Source organism: Nocardia sp. NPDC058518 (assembly GCF_042719655.1).
In the GTDB taxonomy this organism is placed as follows: Bacteria; Actinomycetota; Actinomycetes; order Mycobacteriales; family Mycobacteriaceae; genus Nocardia.
Map to the genome: position 1 here is coordinate 799910 of NZ_JBHXNJ010000001.1, position 18392 is coordinate 818301.

The window sequence follows — 18392 nt, forward strand, 5'->3', positions numbered from 1 at the left end:
CCCGGTCCGTCAACCCTCTGGAGGCAACTCGAAAACGGGAATTCGTCCGACCGGCGCCGCGCATCCCGGGGAGAACGGCGGCGTCAGCCACCCCGCTCCACACCGGGCATCCATGAATGTTTCGCGCATCGCCATCGCGATCGGCTTCAGCACACCGCAGGGCGGACCGACAAGCTACTGGTCGCATCATCTGCCCACCTCGCGAAAGACTTCGGATCAGATGAAGTCTCTGCGGTGGGCCGCGGGCTCACTACCCGCCATTCGTCGTGCGGTAGCCGCACATCGCCCGCCAACTGCCGGGTAGGCGACAGCACTACTCGGCCGCAGCCGCATTCGGCTCACTGGGACCGCGTAGGAATCACAGAATTCGGTGCGCCACGCGATCGGCACGGCGATCGCGACGGTCAGACCACCGGAGACCCTGGACCGGCGGCTCTCCGCACAGTCCGGCCAGTAGGCCCCGTACTGCGAGCAACAGCACGAAATCGGCTGCGCCGCAGCCACTCACCATCGGGACGTCGTCAACCGGTCAGCCGAAGATGATCGCGGTGTCCGTCGGCCCCCGGCCACTGTCGAGAACTCCGCCGAGTCGCCGACCGTCGGCCCTGTTGCCGACCCGGACCAGCACTCGGTAGCGGATCCGCTTACCGACTGACGTTGCCCTGACCTGTGCGGTCGTACCGACCAGCCGCGAGTCCAGCGGCGACGGCGTTGGTCGCGGCCCGCCCGGCGGTGTGCAGCGGCGCCGGCGATCGCGTGGTCCGCGACAGCAGCACCGATCCTTCTATCAGGCAGAAGATCTCCACCGCGACCTCGCGGGCGCGTTCGGCGGTCATCCCGGCCGTGGTGAAGCGCTCTTCGAGAACCTCCAGCCACGACTCGAAGGCCGTGGCGGCGGCGGTCCGCATCACCTCGTCGTTGTTGGCCACTTCCAAGGCGATCGTCGCGATCGGGCAGGCGTAGCCGTAGTCGGTCTGCGCGAGCAGCTCCGCCGCCTGGACGAAGGAGGCCGCCGTCGCCTCGACGACGTCGGCCCCGGGCGGGTACACCGACTCGAGTAACTCCCGGTAGCGCGTGCCACCGTGGGCCAGGGCAGCGGCGCCGAGTTCCTGCTTGCCGCCGGGGAAGAAGTGGTACAGCGATCCATAGGGCGCCTCGGCTGCGGCGAGGACGGCCTTGATGCCGGTGGCCCCGAAGCCCTGCCGGCTGAACAGCTCCGCCGCGGACTCCACGAGCCGTGTTCGCGTTTCCGGCTGCTTACCAAGGGTTGACGAGGAGGGAGACATACGTCCAGATTACCCCGCTAGATCAATCTGTCGTGCTGTGACGTTCACCCCAGCGCCGAACAGCCTACCGACGCATGCCGTTGTCGGCGGTCGCCAGACTTGATAGATTGATCTAGTGACTGACACTCGAATCTTCGAACTCCGCACGTACGACGCGGTACCGGGCAAGATCGACGCGCTCCTGGGCCGCTTTCGCGATCACGCCGCCCCGCTGTTCCAGAAACACGGGATGACCAACATCGGCTTCTGGGTGGCGACCGACGACGACGGCAATCCCACCGAGACTCTCGTCTATCTCGTGGCCCACGCCAGCCGAGCGGCCGCGGCGAAGTCGTGGGAGGCCTTCTGGGCCGACCCCGAGTGGACCGCAGCGAGGTCCGATGGTGAACAGGTCACCGCCAGCGCAACGACGAAGTTCCTCGACCCGACAGGTTTCTCCGAGCTGCGCTGAAGCGGCTCTCCGGTCCCCGCCACCGGCGCGGATGGCACAGGATGATCGGTGGCCCCGACATCCCCCGGCCGCGTGCCCGGCCGTTTCGACACTCTTCCCGGCACGGCCGGGGACGACCCGGAGGATTTGGCTTGACCTCGCTTTTCGACCTCACCGGACACGTCGCGTTGATCACTGGAGGAAACTCCGGGATCGGACTCGGCATGGCACACGGACTCGCCCGGTGCGGTGCCGATGTCTGCATCTGGGGCACCAATGCCGAGCGCAACGAGAAGGCCGCGCAGGAGCTCGCGAAACACAGCACCCGCGTGCGGGCGATCCGCTGCGATGTAGGCGACGAGGACGCCGTGACAGCGAGCTTCGCGGAGACCCTCGACCACTTCGGCAGGGTCGACTCCTGCTTCGCGAACGCGGGCACTCGCGCTCCCGATACGCCGTTCGTCGAGACGAGTCTCGCGGACTTCAGGGAGGTCACCCGGGTAAATCTCGACGGGGCGTTCCTCACGCTGCGCACCGCGGCTGCCCACATGGTGGAGCGCGGCGGCGGGGGCGTACTCGTCGGCACGTCGAGCGTTTCGACGATTCACGGAACCCCGCGTGGCCAGTCCTACGCGGCGAGCAAGGCGGGGCTGTCGGCGATGATCAGAGGGTGCGCGGTGGAGTTGGCGCGACACCGGATCAACGCGCACTCGATCATCGCCGGCTGGACCGAGACGCCGCTGATCTCCCGGGAGATGCAGAACTCGGCGTTCGGGGAGAACGTCATGAAGCGGATGCCGCAGCGCCGGTGGGGCGAGCCGGATGATTTCTCACGACTGGCGGTATATCTCGCCGGCGGGGTCGGCGGATTCCACACCGGCGACGAGATCGTGATCGACGGCGGATATTCGATCTTCTGAACGAACCGGCTCGAGTATGTTCGCCCGGGCCTCAGCGTCGAGTATCGGCGCTGAGGCCCTCTGCTGTCAGTGCGTAGCGAGTCGACGGAATCGGCTGCCGTGGAAGACCAGCGGCGCGGCCTCGGGATCCGCCCACATGCCGTGGATCTCGAACAACGCGACGGCGTGGTCGCCTGCCGGGACCTCGGTGTGCAGGGAACACTCCAGCCACGCGGTGGCGCCGTGCACGAACACCCCACCCGATGCGGCACGATCCCAGGCGATGCCGTCGAAGCGGTCGGTTGCGTTCCGGGACAGGCTCATACAGATCTTGTCGTGATCCTCCGCGAGCACACTGATCCCCAGCCGGGGCCGGTCCCGCAGTCTCGGCCAGGTGGTCGAGGAGGTCTGGAAGCACACCGAGACGAGGGGCGGTGCGATCGACACCGACGTGAACGAACTGGCGGCCATGCCGATCGGTTCGCCGTCGTCCATCGCGCACACCGCGGTGACCCCGGAGGGGAAGCACCCGAACGCCCGGCGCAGTGGACCCGCGTCAGCGGTCATCGGATCGAAGGCGATCATGGATCCGGTCGACCCGCCGATCGGGCCGGTCGCGGTACTCGCCATGACAACGACTGGGGTGGACTGGTTCACGGGGTCTCCCAACACTGGGCCGCGAGCGCGGCGGTGCGTTTCTCCCCTGCGACGCCAGAGCGGCGCCGAGGGCGCAGGTAGATAGATTGATCTATAAATCAGCCTGACATACGACATCTAGCGCGTCAACAGCCGCCAGGCAGCCCCGAATCACCGGGCCCGATGACCGGATCGGACGGGCAGGACGGCATCGTCCGCGCTCTCGGGCACCGCCATCTGGCGGATGTTTCCGACAGCAATCCCGCCGTTTGATGGCTACGACCGCGCCCACACGGCGGATTGACTGACTCTCGTGACGCAGATACCGCCCTTCATCAGCACCGCCCCGGTCAGGCCGCCGTTCAGTGCCGAGCCGGTCCCGGGGTTTCGAGCCTTCCGTTCCACCATTCCTCGGCTCACCACCGACACCGAGGGCGAGATTCGCGAACCGTCTGCCACGGAACCGCCTGGTCGACCCGCCCCCCGCTCCGCCATCTTCGACGTTGACGCACCGGGCGACATCCCCTAGTGTCACCCTAGCTAGATCGTTCTATCTAGTCGTGTTGTTGGTGAAGAAAAGGGAGCCGAATGCGATCCTCCGGCAAGGATGCCTCGATCACTGGAGCTGAAGTTGAGCGCTGAAGCCGACTACGCACGGGTCTCGGACGCCGCGCGCAGGGTCATCCGGGAGCACGATCCCCGGTCCGTTCCACTGACCGAGTTCCTCGGGGCCTGCTTCGACGCCGGTCTGTCGTGGGTGCACTTCCCCGAGAACCTCGGCGGGCTCGGCGTCTCACGCGGCCTCCAAACCGTCGCGGCCGCGATCCTTCACCAGGCGGGGGCCACCGCGCCGTACGCCGTGAACCCGGTCGGCTACGGCATGGCCGCGCCGACCCTCATCGAACACGCCCGGACCGACGAACTGAAGCGCCGGTGGCTGCGCCCGCTCGCAACCAACGAGAACATCTGGTGTCAGCTGTTTTCCGAGCCGGGCGCCGGATCCGATCTGGCCGGACTGGCGACCTCGGCCGTCCGCGACGGTGACAGCTGGGTGGCGAACGGGCAGAAGGTGTGGACCACCCTGGCGCATCGCGCCAGCTGGGCACTACTGCTCGCCCGCACCGACCCGGATGTGCCGAAACACCAGGGCCTCACCTATTTCGTCGTCGACATGCGCGCGCCGGGTGTCGAAACCCGGCCGCTGCGCCAGATGACCGGCCAGGCCGAGTTCAACGAGGTCTACCTCACCGATGTCCGGATCCCGGACGCACACCGGCTGGGCGCGATCGGCGCGGGCTGGCAGGTCGCCATGACCACGCTGATGAACGAACGAAATTCGATCGGCGCCAGCGGAACCCGTCGCGGCGACGGCACGATCGCCGACGCCGTCGCGCTGTGGGCTCGGCGCCCCGACCGGCACACCCCGGTGCTGCGCGATCGCCTCACCCAGCTCTGGGTGCGCTCGGAGGCACAGCGACTCACCTCGGCGCGCTCCGGCGCCACCGCGACCGTGCGCGGCCCCGGACCAGAGGGGTCGATCGGCAAACTCGTCGGCGCCGAGCTGAACAAGCAGATCTACGAGTTCTGCATGGATCTGCTCGGACCGGAGGGACTGCTCTACGGCGACTACACCATGCGCGACAACGACTTCGGCGAGGACGAGCTGGGACCGGTGCAGCAGCGCTTCCTGCGCTCCCGCGCCAACACCATCGAGGGCGGCACCTCCGAGGTGCTGCGCAACATTCTCGGCGAGCGGATCCTGGGCTTGCCCGGCGACCTGCGTGCCGACTCCGGACGACCCTGGCGCGAGGTGCCCCGTGGCTGATCAGAACTCGACTCCGAGCAAGCAGTTCGTCTTCACGCCGGAGCAGCAGGAGCTGCGCCGAGCGGTACGCGCCTTCTGCGCGGAGAACTCCGACGAAGCGACCGTGCGGCGGCTGATGGAGTCCGAGTCTCCGTTCGACCCCAAGGCTTGGGTCCGACTCGGATCCGAGCTGGGCGTACTCGGGCTCGGCGTGCCGGAGGACCTCGGCGGCTCGGGCGGTGGCATTGTCGACGCCGCGATCGTCGCCGAGGAACTGGGCGCCGCCCTGTTCTGCGGCCCCGTTGTCGGCACCCTCGCGTTGTCGATCCCCGCGCTGGTCGCCGCGCCGGACACGCAGGCCCGTACCGAAACATTGAGCCGGCTCGTCGCCGGAGTCCGGACCGCCGCCTTCGCCGCCCCCGACCGGGCCAGGCGCTTGGCCGTCGAGGCCGTGACGGTACGGGCCACCGGCTCCGGGAACGCGTGGACAGTGTCCGGGACCATCGAGCGCGTCGTCGACGCGAGCACCGCGGACGACCTGCTCGTCGCCGCGGCCGGTCCGGACGGGGTGAGTTTGTTCGTGGTCGACGCCACCGGTCCCGGAGTGCAGCGCACCGCCCTGTCCACACTGGACCCGACCCGGCCACAAGCCACCGTCCGGTTCGCCGACGCGGCAGCCCGGCTACTCGCCGGCCCCGCGCAGACACCTCGGATCTGCCGGCACGCCATGGACACCGGCGCCGTACTGCTGGCCGCCGCGCAGGTGGGCGGCGCCCAGCACCTGCTCGATCTGAGCATCTCGTATGCCAAGCAACGGCGACAGTTCGGTCGGCCCATCGGTTCGTTCCAAGCCGTCAAACACCGGCTCGCCGACATGCTCGTCGACCAGGAACACGCGCGCTCCGCGGCCTACTACGGCGCGTGGACGCTGCAGGACGGTACCGACGACCCGGCGCTGACGGCGTCGATCGCCCAGGCAACCTGCTCGGCAGCCTTCACCCGCATCGCTGCCGATACCGTCCAGGTGCACGGCGGTATCGGGTTCACCTGGGAGCACCAGGTACACCTCTACTTCAAGCGCGCCTTCACCGACGCCGTCCTGCTCGGTAGCGCCGAGGAACACCGGGCGCGGATCGCCGAGCTCGTGCTGGACACCGCCGCCGGCGACTTCGACGTCCCCATCGCGACCGGGCAGCTGCTCGTCAACCGTTGACGAGCTGGAAGACACGAGGTTACACTATCTAGTAGATCAATCTATCTATACACATTTCGTCACCATGATCCGGACACTCGCCCGCCAGCGGGTCAACAGTGCAGATCTGTCATCCCAGAGGGACGACAGATCTGGTTGCGATTACGGTGAACCGGCCAGGAGAATAGCTACCCATACCTATTCCCGATCCGCAATCCACCCTGACAGAGGAGCAATTCTTTTGTGCGCCGTTCAACTTTTCGGCGCACTCACCTATCGAGAAAACGCCTGGTCAGCAGCCCGCGGCGCCGCACATACATGTGCCCATGAAAGGCAAGCCATTCATACAGTGGCTGGCCTTTTGCGGTCATATGATGTGCGGCGCCGGAATTGTTTGTGGCACGATTTATAATCGTCGTACGAGTATTGACTTTCAGCTCACACTCATCGAATATTTGTCACATGAAAGAACTGACCTTCAAGGAAATGGAAGACATCCTGCTCGCGCACGAAAAGGCGGAGCTGGAGCAGGACATCGAGGCAACGATGGCGACGGTGTCCCCGAACCCGCACTACGAGTTTCCGAACTTCGGCTGGGCGGCGGACGGGACCGGCGCGGTCCGTGAACACTATCGGCGGGTACTGCCGAACACGGGCAAGTACGATATCGCCGCGGAAAAACGAGTGCACGCATCGGCATCGAACACACTGATCCGGGAAGCGTGGGTGTCGTTCACCCTCGAGGGCGAGCGCTATACCGGCATGTACTTGGTCGTGATCAGCTTCGATGCCGACCTGAAGCTGATCTCCGGCGAGCGGCTGTACACAGACTCCAACTTCGCGAAGGTCATGGGCGAGGACCTCGGTGACGACTACGGCGATGTGCCGGGCGTTTCACGGATCGACGCTTCCGCGCCGATCATCGACAAACATGACGCATTCGCCGAGGCGGCCGCGCGCGGAATCACAATTACCGCCCCCACCGCGAACTGAAGCGCCATCCTTCGCTGAGCATATTCCTGGCCTAGCACGCCCGGATTCTGCCTCGAAACGATGACGGAGGGCGGTCCATGTTGGCCACCCTCCGTCATTTCTTGTCAGGTAGCGGCACTGCGGATCACGGCTGAACCGACAGTGATCTCGTCGCACCTGCTCGGCCCCTCCAGCAATTGACGCACCGATAGTCCTGCACATACGATTCACTAGATCAATCTATCTAGGTTCGTGTTCGATTCAGGAAGGTGTCATGTCCAAGTCCTTCAACGCTTTCGTTGTCAACAAGAGCGAGACCGGGTTCAGCGCCGGCGTGCAGCAGCTCACGCTCGACGACCTACCCGCAGGCAACGTCACCGTGCGCGTGCAGTACTCGAGCATCAACTACAAGGATGGCCTCGCCTGCCTCCCGGAGAGCCCAGTCGTGACCTCGTACCCGATGGTGCCCGGCATCGATATCGCCGGCACGGTGACCGAATCGAGCGACCCGCGCTTCACGGTCGGCCAGGAAGTCGTCGCCATCGGCCGCGGGCTCGGCACCGACCGCTTCGGCGGCTACGCCGAATACGCACGCCTGCCCGGCGAATTCCTGGAGCCGCTCCCGCCGGGCCTGACCGCCAAGGAGGCGATGGCACTCGGCACCGCCGGCTTCACCGCAGCCCTCTCGATCCAACGGCTGGAGGAGAACGGGCTCGTGCCAGGCGATGGCCGCGTGCTCGTGACCGGCGCCACCGGCGGCGTCGGCAGCACCGCGGTGAGTATGCTCGCCGGACTCGGCTACGAAGTCGTCGCCAGTACCGGAAAGCCCGCGGAGCACGACTACCTCCGGGAATTGGGCGCGTCCGAGGTCCTCGACCGCGAAGACGTCTCCGCGAAGAGCCACTTTCCGCTCGAGGGCGAGCTGTGGGCAGGCAGCGTGGACCCGGTCGGTGGCGACACACTCGCCTACCTGCTGCGAACCACGCGCTACCGCGGCGCCGTGGCGAACTGCGGCCTCACCGGCGGTCCGGCACTGAACACCACTGTGCTGCCCTTCATCCTGCGCGGAGTCACGCTGTTGGGGATCGACTCCGTCCTGTGCCCGGAGGATGTCCGCGCCGCCGTGTGGCTGCGACTCGGCACAGACCTCAAACCGAAGAACTTGGTGGACAGCCTCTCCCACGAAGTGGGACTGGACCGCGTCCCCGAGATCGCCTCCGACATCCTCACGGGTGCCGTCCGGGGCCGCACCGTCGTACGACTGTAAGGGCGTTGTGAACAGCCGCGGCCGCGGCGGCGAACCTCTCAGGTTCACCAGCGAGTGGTGAACCTGAGAGCTCTGCGATCCAGCCGTGGCCCCCTGCCTCGCCCAGCGATCTCGCCCGATCCGGTACATCATTCTTGCCACACCAAACGGTTTGGTTTGGTACACTGACGGAGTGACTACCGCCACAGATGCCGATACCACACGCGACCGCATTCTCACTGCGGCAACGGACGAGTTCGCGCAGTACGGGGTCGCGGGTGGTCGCATCGAGCGGATCGCGCGCAGGGCGAAAACGAGCAAGGAACGCCTGTACGCGCACTTTCACAGCAAGCAACAGCTCTACCGGATCGTCGCCGAGCGGGAACTTGCGACGATGACCGAAGCCACCCGCATAGACGCGACCGACCTACCCAGCTACGCGGGGCGGGTGCACGACTACTTCACCGCCCATCCCGATCATCTGAGGCTGCTGCAGTGGGGACGGCTGGACATCACCCGGGCCGACGTCATGGACGACCCCTTCGAGGAGTCCGTGCGACAGACGGTGCGTCGAACTGTCGATCTGTTGAGACAGGCGCAGGAGACCGAGCAGCTGAATCCGGCATGGGACCCGATCGACATCATGGTTCTCGTCACTCAGATCTCGCTGGCTTGGGCCTGGCAGCCAGACCTCGTCGACTTGGCCCAGGGACAAGTTCGCAACACTTCCGGCGAGGCGCGCCGCGCCGCGATCGTCGCCGCCGTCGCGGGCTTGTTTCCCGCGGCCGCCGCGTCATCAGCAAGCCCTGGCACCGATGGCGTGGACCCATCGTCGGTGTATGAGGATCGAGGAGATTTTTCATGCGGGAGTGGATAGTCAAGCTCGCGACGATCGACGGCGGCGCAGCAGAAGCCCTACGGGTGATCGAGCATTTCGACTCGCTGGTGGACCAACGGTCCTCAGCGATGGCCATGCTGCGGGCAGCCGCGGTGCTGGCCGATTCCCCGATCGGGCTCGATGATCCGGAACGCGGCCTTCGGGTCGGCGTCGACGCGGCCGGGCGGACCATAACCGAGCTCGGCACCGGGACAGCATCGCGTCAGACCCAGCGATTCGAGGAGATCACGGTCTGGCTGGACCGCGAGGGTCCGGCCTGGCCCCTGGACCCGCTGATCCTGGAACGATTCGCCCGAAGCCTGCACGCGGTCAAGAAGACCCGCGACTCCTCCCCCATCACGGCCGCGGCACGCACTGCCTGTGATCCGGGCGTCACCCCCGCAGACCGGGACAGCGCACTGCGTCGGCTCGGCCTCGGATCGACCATCACAGTGGTGGCCACCCATCCGGCGGATGCGCGGCGGATGCCCGCCGGGCTCCTCATCGATGAGCACCAGATCCGCCTCTTCCCCGCTCCGGTGGCACAGAGCACGATTCCGCTCGACATCGCCGCCGGAATCCACACGTGCGCGAGCACCGAGGTTCATCTCGGGGTCCAGCACGCCCGCACCGCGCTGCGCATCGCCGTCGACCTCACCACCGGCAAACCCACCCACGTGCGATATGACCAACTCGGCAGCATCGCCACCATCGTCGAGAGCATCGATGCCGACACCGCCGCGCGCGCACCCGATGTCCGCCAGGTGGTCGAGCTGCAGGCCCAGCGACCATGGGTGGTGCCGACGCTGGAGGCTGTGCTGAGCCACAGCAGTATTCGCGAAGCCGCTCGCCTGCACAATCTGCACCACTCGACCATGCGCCAGCGGATCGATTGGCTCGAGCGCCAGCTCGGATACACCCCACTCAGCAGCGAGGGGTACGCCCGCGCGAGCACGACCCTCACCCTCTGGCGCATCGCGATGGCTGCGGAACAACGGCACAAAATTGTGCCCACCACCGCCATTTGTCGGTAATTCGGCCGCCGACAGCCGTCTGTCGGCGGCTACAGCGACCCTCACCAGGTGAGTTCACTGAGAAGCCGAAGGAGGCTCCTATGACCCACGACACAATCTGGTTCGGCTCAGCGACGGTGCAACCGCCCTACGGCAAAAGCACAGCTTCGCCGATATTCACGGTCCGCGAGGAGCGCCGTCGGAGATATTCCGACCGGCCTCACTGGTAGATCGCGAGTTGCGATGGCCGAAGACGACCCGTGCGAGACCCAGCGTGATGCCGGCGACGATGTCATCGCGGAACTGAGCACTGCCGGTTTCGCGGGCGCAGAGGAGATCGGGCGCGGAGGGTTCGGAAAGGTATATCGGTGCCGGCAGGTCGGCGTGGAACGCACGGTGGCAGTGAAGGTACTGATCGGAGAACTCGACGAGAATCGGGAGCGATTCTTTCGTGAGGAGCAAGCGATGGGACGTTTGACCGGACACCCGAACATCGTCGACATGCTGGAAGTCGGCGCCACCGGCACCGGTCACCCGTACCTGGTGATGCCGTACCACTCGCGTGGTTCCCTCCACGCGCGCATTCGATGCGACGGTCCCCTGCCGCTGCCCGACGTTCTGCACCTCGGGGTGAAGATCGCGGGGGCGCTCGAAACAGCACATCGAACCGGCATCCTGCATCGCGATATCAAGCCGGACAACATCCTGCTCACCGACTTCGATGAACCGGCGCTGACCGACTTCGGCATCGCCCACATCACCGGCGGGTTCGAAACCGCGACCGGTACTGTCACCGGTTCGCCGGCGTTCACCGCGCCCGAAGTGCTCCGTGGCGACGATCCCAGCCCGGCCTCGGATGTCTACGGTCTGGCCGCGACATTGTTCTGCGCGCTGACCGGACACGCGGTCTTCGAGCGCCGTAGCGGCGAACAGATGATCGCCCAGTTTCTGCGGATAGCCGAACAGCCGATCCCTGACCTGCGTGTCAGCGGCATGCCCGATGACGTATGCACGGTACTCGAGGCCGCGATGTCACAGAGCCCGGCCGAGCGTCCCACTGCCGCGCACTTCGGCGACCAACTCCGGCAGGTCCAGGTCCGGCACGGTTTCCCGGTCGACCGGCTTCCTGTCCGAACCCGGCCCGGCGCCGAATCGCTACCGCCGGCATCATCGAGCGCGGCAGAAAGCGGCGTCGGGAATCTCCCGCTCGAGCTGTCCAGCTTCGTCGGCCGTCGCAGCCAGGTGACCGAGGTCAGGAACCTGCTGGCTGGGTCCCGTCTCGTGACACTGACCGGAATCGGTGGCGTCGGCAAGTCGCGGCTCGCGCTGCGCGTCGCCCACAAGGCGACAGGAGATTTCACCGACGGCGGATGGTTCGTCGAGCTGGGCGATCTGCGGGATCCGGCCCTGCTGGTCGACGTCGTCGCCACCGGTCTCGGCCTTCGAACCCGGGGGGCCGGATCGACGCTCGCGGTGCTGGTCGAATACCTGTCCACACGCGACCGGCTGGTGGTGCTGGACAACTGCGAACAGGTGATCGACGCTGTCACCGCACTGGTAGAAACACTGTTGCGGGCGTGTCCGCAGATCCGCATCGTGGCGACCAGCCGTGAGGCGTTGAACATCGGCGGCGAATCGGTATTCGTCGTGCCCCCGCTGACAATTCCCGATCCGGCCGGCAAGCCCGCTCCTCGAGCAGCCCGCGAAGACGCCGTGGCCTTGTTCGCCGAACGTGGCTCGACAGTCGTGCCGGGATTCGATGTCACCGACGAGAACAGGGCCTGCGTGGCGCGTATCTGCGCTCGGCTCGACGGGCTCCCACTGGCGATCGAGCTTGCCGCTGCCCGGCTCCGCACGATGTCGCCGGAGCAGATTCTGGTTCGCCTCGACGACCGTTACGGTCTGCTGACTCGCGGGCGTCGTGGCGCCCCGATGCGGCAGCAGACCCTGCGGTGGTGCGTCGACTGGAGCTACGACCTGTGCACACCGGACGAGCAACGCTTGTGGACGCTGTTGTCCGTCTTCGCGGGCGGTTTCGAGCTCGACGCCGCCGAGGAGGTTTGCGCCGGCGAACTGACGCGATCCGAATTGCTCGACTCCCTGTCCGCATTGGTCGACAAGTCGATCCTGATCCGCGACGAGATCGACCGAACGGTCCGCTTCCGGATGCTCGAGACCGTGCAGGAATACGGTAGACAACAGGCCGAGGAAGGCGGCGCGTATGTGGATTCCGCTCGGCGACACCGGGATTGGTGCCTTCGACTAACCCTGCAAGCACAGGCGGAATGGATCGGTCCACACCAGTTGCAGTGGGTTGCCCGACTGGAACGTGAGCTGCCGAATCTCCGGAAGGCTCTGGAGTTCGCGCTGTCCGAGTCGAACGAAGCGGCGGTGCGGATGACTACCGCACTGTGCCTGTTCTGGATCATGCGGGGACGCCCCAACGAGGGCCGCCACTGGTCCGCTCGTGCGCTGACCCATACCACCGGATCCCAGACCATCGATCGAGCCAGGGCATTTCACGCCGCCGTGGCAATGGCCTCGTTGCAAGCGGACCTGGCCGATGCCACCGACAACCTGAAGCAACTCGCGCTGTTGGCCGACCGATCGACCGATCCGGTGGTGGCGGCGCTGCTCTCACATGCCGAGGGGACAACTGTTCTCCTGGCGAACGACGCCGACCTGGACCACGTCGACAAGCTCATGGCCGACGCCATCGAAGTGTACGAAGCAGGCGGCGAGCGCAGCCTGCAACTGGACGCACTGATCTCGCTCGGGTTGTCTCGCGCATTGCTCGGTGACACCGCCCGAGCCCTCGTCTGTTTCGAGCAGGTGCTGGCGATCACCGAGTCGGCCGGCGAAACGATGCTCCGCTCATGGGCATCGTGGGCAGCGGGGTATGTCGTGTGGCGCCGGGGCGAGTCGGCGCACGCCGCGCATTTGCTGGAAGAAGGCATCCGGTTGGCTCGGCTGGTGGCAGATCCGCTCGTCGCCGCGGCCTGCACCGAGGCACTGGCGTGGGTCGAATCCGAGAAACACGATCATCGGCGCGCGGCGGTGTTGATGGGCGTCGCCGATTCGATGGTGAGTGTCACCCACAGCTCGGCCTACGTGTTTCCGGCCCTGCTCGTTCACCGCGAGGACTGTGCGCACGACAGCCGGGAGGCCCTCGGCGAGCGAGTCTTCGAGGCGAGCCGCCAGGAAGGCGCCGCGATGACCTTCGATTCCGCGGTGGCCTTCGCACTCGGCGAACAATCCGCAGCCGCCACCCGCACCCGTGGTCCCGGCGGGACCCTGACCAAACGTGAGCGCCAGGTCACCGAGCTCGTCGCCCGCGGTATGTCCAACAAAGATATCGCCGCCCACCTGGTGATATCACAGCGCACGGCGGAGGGGCACGTGGACCATATCCTCACCAAACTCGAATTCACCTCGCGCTCGCAGATCGCCGCGTGGGCCGCCGACCAGCCGGATTTCTGAGCCTGCCCGGGCCACGGCTACTGTGCCGGGCGGCTACGGGCCCAGGAACAATCGCTCGTTCGGCAGACGATTCTCGGGCAGGGATCGCCCGATCGTGGACAGAATCAATTCGACCGTGCACCAATGCTTTCGGCGGCAATCATGAATCAAGTTGATCGCCGCGGCCAATGTTGCCCGGTAGTCGAAGGCCGTTCGGTCCAGCCAGATTCGCACGTGCACATCGATCTGGATCGGGAACCGAGACTGCTCGGCGAGGGTCATCAACGTATTTCTCCGATCGAGCCGCCCACATCGCGCCACGCCGATGTCAACGCGACCGCCAGCTGTCGCTTGAGCAGGCGCTGCTGTTGGCGGTCTGCTCGTCGGGTGCGCAGCCCTTCTTGCACCAACGCCATGAATCGCCCCCGGTCGACACCGAAGTTCACGAGCAGGTCGCCTGGACTCGCACCGCCGAAGGGCGCCCAGCTGATGGCGAATTCGATGATCGTCCTCATGTCCGGATCGATCGAATGACGTGACGCGAGAAGTTCCAGTTGCCGCTGTGTGGAGCGGACCCACACCGCGCCGTCATCGACGGTGGTGGAGGAGTTCGTTTCCTCGCCCGGCGTTCGCGGTGGCTTCGCCGAGTACACCCGACGCGCGCCGTGCATCGCGCCGGAGCGACTTCGCTGTCGCTGCTGTGATTCCATGATGTCCCCGAGCGGTAGGTGTGTGATCTGTCCCCTCACAGACTGCTTCCGGATCAGGCAATCGGCGACGGTAAAACTACGTAGACGAGTACCTGTCTTGTCCCGACCGGGCGCGCAGCGGCGTTTCGGCGGCAGGGGCGAGGACAGCCTCGGCGCCGCGAAATTCCGGCGCACCCCTTCGTCGGCGGCTCGCGCAGGCCTGTCTGGCGATCTCGATCTCTTCATCGCTGAGCGGCGGGACCGGCAACGGCGCCCGCGGCGGGCCATCGCCGCGCAATCCGTCGAGGACCAGCACGAAATAGCGGCGCCACACTTCGGTACTGACCGACCAGGAGAAATCGGCGATCGCCTGCACCATGCGGATGACCGCGAAGAAATCGTTCGGCTCCACGTCGGGCCGCAACACGCCGGCACCGCGGGCCTGGTCGATGATACGACCGACCACTGGATTCAGGCGATCCCGCACGGACGCGACCCGTGCCAGTCCGGCGTCGCTTCCGACCAGCACCTCGCCGAGCCCTCGATCGAATGCGACAGTGCGGCAAGTGAATTCGAAGAACTGCACCAGCCCGTCCCAAGGATCAGGGTTCGTCAGGGCGAGTTCGGCCTGCTCCACCACCATCTCGATGTGCTGTTCGAACACCTCATCGATCAGTTGCTGCTTGTTCGCGAATCGGCGATACACGGTGCCGACTCCGACACCCGCCTGCTCGGCGACATCGTCGAGAGTGACTCCGAGCCCACAGGTCGCGAACAAGGTGCGCGCCGCCGCGAGAATCAGCCGCTGATTGCGCACCGCGTCGGCACGCAATCGACGGGGCGCGGCCCCGTCGATTGCCGTGGCGGCGGGGTCCATGGCGTTCACACAGCCCTCCGCGCCCGGAACTAAGCAGCGGCCGGTCGAGGAACTCCACCTTGTGGCTGCGCATCGGGTGTCGGCAGTCTCCGGAGGCCGGCGTAACCGAGCGCCGCCATGGAGCCGAGGAACAGGACCGTACCCAGTCGCGCGTACGGGAGACCTGCGACCAGAGCGGATAGATCAGGTGCCGCTTCGGCCATGACGAACAGGGTGAGTACCAGCTGAACGGTGCCGGTCACCGCACACAGCAGCCCGCCGACCCGATTGCCCGCTCGGACCGCGACGAGCACGACCACGGTCGTGCTTGCCGCGAAGGCCCAGGCAACCCAGTGATAGAAGGCAGCTTGCAGCCCACTCGGATTGTTCGCATTCAGCACAGCCAGATCCGCGAAATTCAGCGTCATGGCCGGAGTAGCAGGGGAGGCCGGTACGTAGGTCCATGCCGGACCGAGCAGCGCGAGCCAGATCGCACCGACACTGACCATCAGGAGAGTGTCGGACTTGCGTCGGGTATGCGTGTCAACAAGAAATGTGTCCTGAGTCATAGTTACCAGTCAAGCTGTCCGCTTCGGCCCAGAAAACCGCCATACGACCTGAATGTATCCCCGCACATCCCGCCATCTGGCGGGGTAGCCCGCTCGCTACAGCGGCAGCCGTCGCTCCCGACACCCACCGCGGTGGCCGCACCGCCTACCCGGAAAGGCCGAGGGCGGCAACGGCAATCGTAGCCAGCGGGACGCTCAGCTGACGAACGTCGGAAAACGAGTCGTCCCTGGCGATGTCGTTCATCGCCATCAGGGTCGCTTGTACGGTGACCAGGGCTTGTTCCCGGGTGAGGGTGGGTCGTGCCGCACGGCACAGCCTGACCCATTCGCTGACATAGTCGCGCTGTGCTTGCACCAGCGGTTCCGCCTGCGCGCCGAGGCTGCGGACTTCGGTGACCAGGATGTCGACCAGGGTCGGGTGGCGCAGGGTGAACTCGGCGTAGACCGCGACGAGCGTGCGCAGTGCGGCGGCTTCGTCGGATGCGGCCAGCAGTGTGTCGTCCAAGGTGACCTGGAGGTAGCCGTTGGCTCGATGCAGCGCGACTTCGAGTATCTCCAGCTTGCTGCTGAAGTGGTTGTAGACGCTCGAGGTGGACAGGCCCACGGCCTCGCCGATCTCCTCCATCCCGGTGCTCGCGTAGGTCTGATCGGCGAAGATGCCCAGCGCCGCGCGTAGGATCTGTTCGCGCTTACTCCCGCGCGACAGGCCTGTCGGCGCTGGAACCGGTGGTGGCGCAAGCACTTCCAGTTCGACGCTCAGCACCGCCTCGGCGATGCCGACGAGGGTCACCCGGAATTCGTCGGCGGGCAGCTTGGTGCTGTGGAAGGCGGGGCTGAGCAGTACCGCCAACGCCGTTCTCGCGCGCAATCGGGCGCCGAGGCCGGGGGCGTCACCGGTCGCCACCACCGCGAACGCCTCGTACAACTGGTCGAGACGGGCGGCGAGATCCACGCGCTGTGGGCGGGGAAGGTGGCGTGCCTCGCGCACCCACAGCAGCGGCGCGCAGCGCCGCCCGACCGTGAAATCGGCGACGGCACCCAGGACGTCGGGGCCGTCGAGCGTGGTGGCGAACCGGTCGAGCGTCTGCTCGATGGCGGCCCGCAGCAGGTCGTCCTTGCCGGTGAAATGCCGGTAGAGCGCGGAGGGCCCGACGCCGACAGCGGCCGCGACATCGCTCATCGCGATGTTCTCGAAACCGCTGTCGGCGAACAGCAAAGCCGCCGCGTCGACGATCAGTTCGCGACGGTTGGCCGGGCGTTTGCGACGCGCGGCGGCGGGCGGTGAGGACACCACGGGGATGCTACCGCTCAGCCCAACCGCAACGATCGGCCGATGATCTCCTTCATGATCTCGCTGGTGCCGCCGTAGATGCGGGCGATCCGCGAGTCCAGATAGGCCCGGGCGATCGGGTATTCCAGCATGTACCCGTAGCCACCGTGCAACTGAACGCAGGCGTCGATGACCCGGCTCTGTAGTTCGGTCGCCCACAGCTTGGCCTTGGCCGCGTCGACGGCGCTCAATCGACCGGCGTTCAGTGCGGTGATACCACGGTCGACGTAGGTCTGGGTGACCTCGACCTCGGTGACCAGATCCGCGAGCCGGAACCGGGTCGCCTGGAAATCGCCGATCGTGCGCCCGAAGGCCCGGCGTTCCCGCACATAGTCCATCGTCTCGCGCAACGCGGTGGTCGAACCGGCCATAGCCGCGACCGCGATCGACAGCCGTTCCTGGGGCAGGTTGTTGCTGAGCCCGAAGAACCCCGTGCCTTCCTCGCCGAGCAGGTTGGCCACCGGAACCCGCGCGTCGCTGAAGGACAACTCCGCGGTGTCCTGGGCGTGCATGCCGACCTTCTCGAGATTGCGCCCACGCGTGAACCCCTCGATCTCGCGTTCGACGACGATCAGGCTGATGCCGCGGTGCGGGTGCTCGCCGGTGCGCACCGCGGTGATCACCAGATCGGCGTTGACGCCGTTGGTGATGAAGGTCTTCGCGCCGTTGAGCACGTAGTGCTCGCCCTCGCGGACCGCTTTGGTGCGGATACCCGCGAGGTCGGAACCGGTCCCCGGCTCGGTCATGGCGATGGCGACGATCGTCTCGCCGGTCGCGACGCCGGGCAGCCAGCGCGCCTTCTGCTCGTCGTTCGTCAGTTCGAGCAGATAGGGCATGCAGATATCGGCTTGCAGCGCCGGGCCGAGCATCGCGGGAGCGACATCGGCCGCGGCGGCCTCCTCGGTCAGAATCGCGTTGAACCGGAAGTCGTTCACCCCCGCGCCGCCGAACTGCTCGGGCACCGCCATGAACGCGCCGAGGTCGGCGACGTCGGTGAACAGCGAGCGCGGGACGATGCCCGCCTGTTCCCACTCCTGGTAGCCGGGCACGACGTGCTTGGCCAGGAACTGCCGCACGCTGTCGCGGTAGGCATCGTGCTCGGGTTCGAAGATCTCCCGGTCCATCGTGGAATCC

17 protein-coding genes are annotated in these 18392 nt (G+C 66.4%); 9 read left to right on the top strand and 8 right to left on the bottom strand.

The window, feature by feature from the left end:
• Positions 1-644 precede the first annotated feature (644 nt).
• Complete coding sequence (locus tag ACFWPX_RS03500) at positions 645-1286, bottom strand: TetR/AcrR family transcriptional regulator (RefSeq protein ID WP_378925623.1); 642 nt, start codon at positions 1284-1286, stop codon at positions 645-647.
• A gap of 115 nt (positions 1287-1401) precedes the next feature.
• Here ACFWPX_RS03500 and ACFWPX_RS03505 point away from each other — a divergent pair, with 115 nt between their 5' ends.
• Entirely contained in the window at positions 1402-1737 is a 336-nt protein-coding gene (locus ACFWPX_RS03505; RefSeq protein WP_378925625.1) for an NIPSNAP family protein, read from the top strand.
• 131 nt (positions 1738-1868) lie between these two features.
• Entirely contained in the window at positions 1869-2636 is a 768-nt protein-coding gene (locus ACFWPX_RS03510; RefSeq protein WP_378925629.1) for an SDR family NAD(P)-dependent oxidoreductase, read from the top strand.
• Between the two features lie 66 nt (positions 2637-2702).
• Here ACFWPX_RS03510 and ACFWPX_RS03515 read toward each other — a convergent pair whose 3' ends face one another.
• Positions 2703-3200 carry a flavin reductase family protein gene (locus ACFWPX_RS03515; RefSeq protein ID WP_378926126.1) on the bottom strand — a complete coding sequence of 166 codons (498 nt, stop codon included), beginning with the start codon at positions 3198-3200 and terminating at the stop codon, positions 2703-2705.
• Positions 3201-3882: 682 nt separating this feature from the next.
• Between ACFWPX_RS03515 and ACFWPX_RS03520 the strand changes: the two genes are divergently transcribed.
• The 7 genes from ACFWPX_RS03520 (at position 3883) to ACFWPX_RS03550 (ending at position 13835) form a co-directional block, all read left to right on the top strand.
• Positions 3883-5076, top strand: a complete 1194-nt coding sequence (locus tag ACFWPX_RS03520) for an acyl-CoA dehydrogenase family protein (protein ID WP_378925631.1) — start codon at positions 3883-3885, stop codon at positions 5074-5076.
• Positions 5069-6268 carry an acyl-CoA dehydrogenase family protein gene (locus ACFWPX_RS03525; protein WP_378925635.1) on the top strand — a complete coding sequence of 400 codons (1200 nt, stop codon included), beginning with the start codon at positions 5069-5071 and terminating at the stop codon, positions 6266-6268. The genes ACFWPX_RS03520 and ACFWPX_RS03525 overlap by 8 nt, the downstream gene beginning before the upstream one ends.
• A gap of 465 nt (positions 6269-6733) precedes the next feature.
• Complete coding sequence (locus tag ACFWPX_RS03530) at positions 6734-7240, top strand: hypothetical protein (protein WP_378925638.1); 507 nt, start codon at positions 6734-6736, stop codon at positions 7238-7240.
• A 253-nt stretch (positions 7241-7493) separates the two neighbouring features.
• Positions 7494-8486, top strand: a complete 993-nt coding sequence (locus ACFWPX_RS03535) for an oxidoreductase (protein ID WP_378925640.1) — start codon at positions 7494-7496, stop codon at positions 8484-8486.
• 172 nt (positions 8487-8658) lie between these two features.
• Entirely contained in the window at positions 8659-9342 is a 684-nt protein-coding gene (locus ACFWPX_RS03540; RefSeq protein ID WP_378925643.1) for a TetR family transcriptional regulator, read from the top strand.
• Positions 9327-10376, top strand: a complete 1050-nt coding sequence (locus ACFWPX_RS03545) for a helix-turn-helix domain-containing protein (protein WP_378925645.1) — start codon at positions 9327-9329, stop codon at positions 10374-10376. Before ACFWPX_RS03540 ends, ACFWPX_RS03545 begins: the two co-directional genes overlap by 16 nt.
• A 222-nt stretch (positions 10377-10598) precedes the next feature.
• Complete coding sequence (locus tag ACFWPX_RS03550) at positions 10599-13835, top strand: protein kinase (protein ID WP_378925647.1); 3237 nt, start codon at positions 10599-10601, stop codon at positions 13833-13835.
• Positions 13836-13868: 33 nt separating this feature from the next.
• Here ACFWPX_RS03550 and ACFWPX_RS03555 read toward each other — a convergent pair whose 3' ends face one another.
• The 6 genes from ACFWPX_RS03555 to ACFWPX_RS03580 all read right to left on the bottom strand — a co-directional run bounded on the left by ACFWPX_RS03555 (position 13869) and on the right by ACFWPX_RS03580 (position 18382).
• Positions 13869-14096 (bottom strand): hypothetical protein, encoded by a 228-nt coding sequence (locus tag ACFWPX_RS03555; RefSeq protein ID WP_378925650.1) that lies wholly within the window; start codon positions 14094-14096, stop codon positions 13869-13871.
• Positions 14096-14524, bottom strand: a complete 429-nt coding sequence (locus ACFWPX_RS03560) for a hypothetical protein (protein ID WP_378925652.1) — start codon at positions 14522-14524, stop codon at positions 14096-14098. Before ACFWPX_RS03560 ends, ACFWPX_RS03555 begins: the two co-directional genes overlap by 1 nt.
• Before the next feature lie 76 nt (positions 14525-14600).
• Positions 14601-15380, bottom strand: a complete 780-nt coding sequence (locus ACFWPX_RS03565; protein ID WP_378926128.1) for a TetR/AcrR family transcriptional regulator — start codon at positions 15378-15380, stop codon at positions 14601-14603.
• Between the two features lie 29 nt (positions 15381-15409).
• Positions 15410-15868 carry a hypothetical protein gene (locus ACFWPX_RS03570; RefSeq protein ID WP_378925653.1) on the bottom strand — a complete coding sequence of 153 codons (459 nt, stop codon included), beginning with the start codon at positions 15866-15868 and terminating at the stop codon, positions 15410-15412.
• Between the two features lie 205 nt (positions 15869-16073).
• A complete protein-coding gene (locus tag ACFWPX_RS03575) occupies positions 16074-17219 on the bottom strand; it encodes a TetR/AcrR family transcriptional regulator (protein ID WP_378925655.1) in 1146 nt (381 codons plus the stop codon).
• Between the two features lie 17 nt (positions 17220-17236).
• Complete coding sequence (locus ACFWPX_RS03580) at positions 17237-18382, bottom strand: acyl-CoA dehydrogenase family protein (RefSeq protein ID WP_378925657.1); 1146 nt, start codon at positions 18380-18382, stop codon at positions 17237-17239.
• Positions 18383-18392 lie beyond the last annotated feature (10 nt).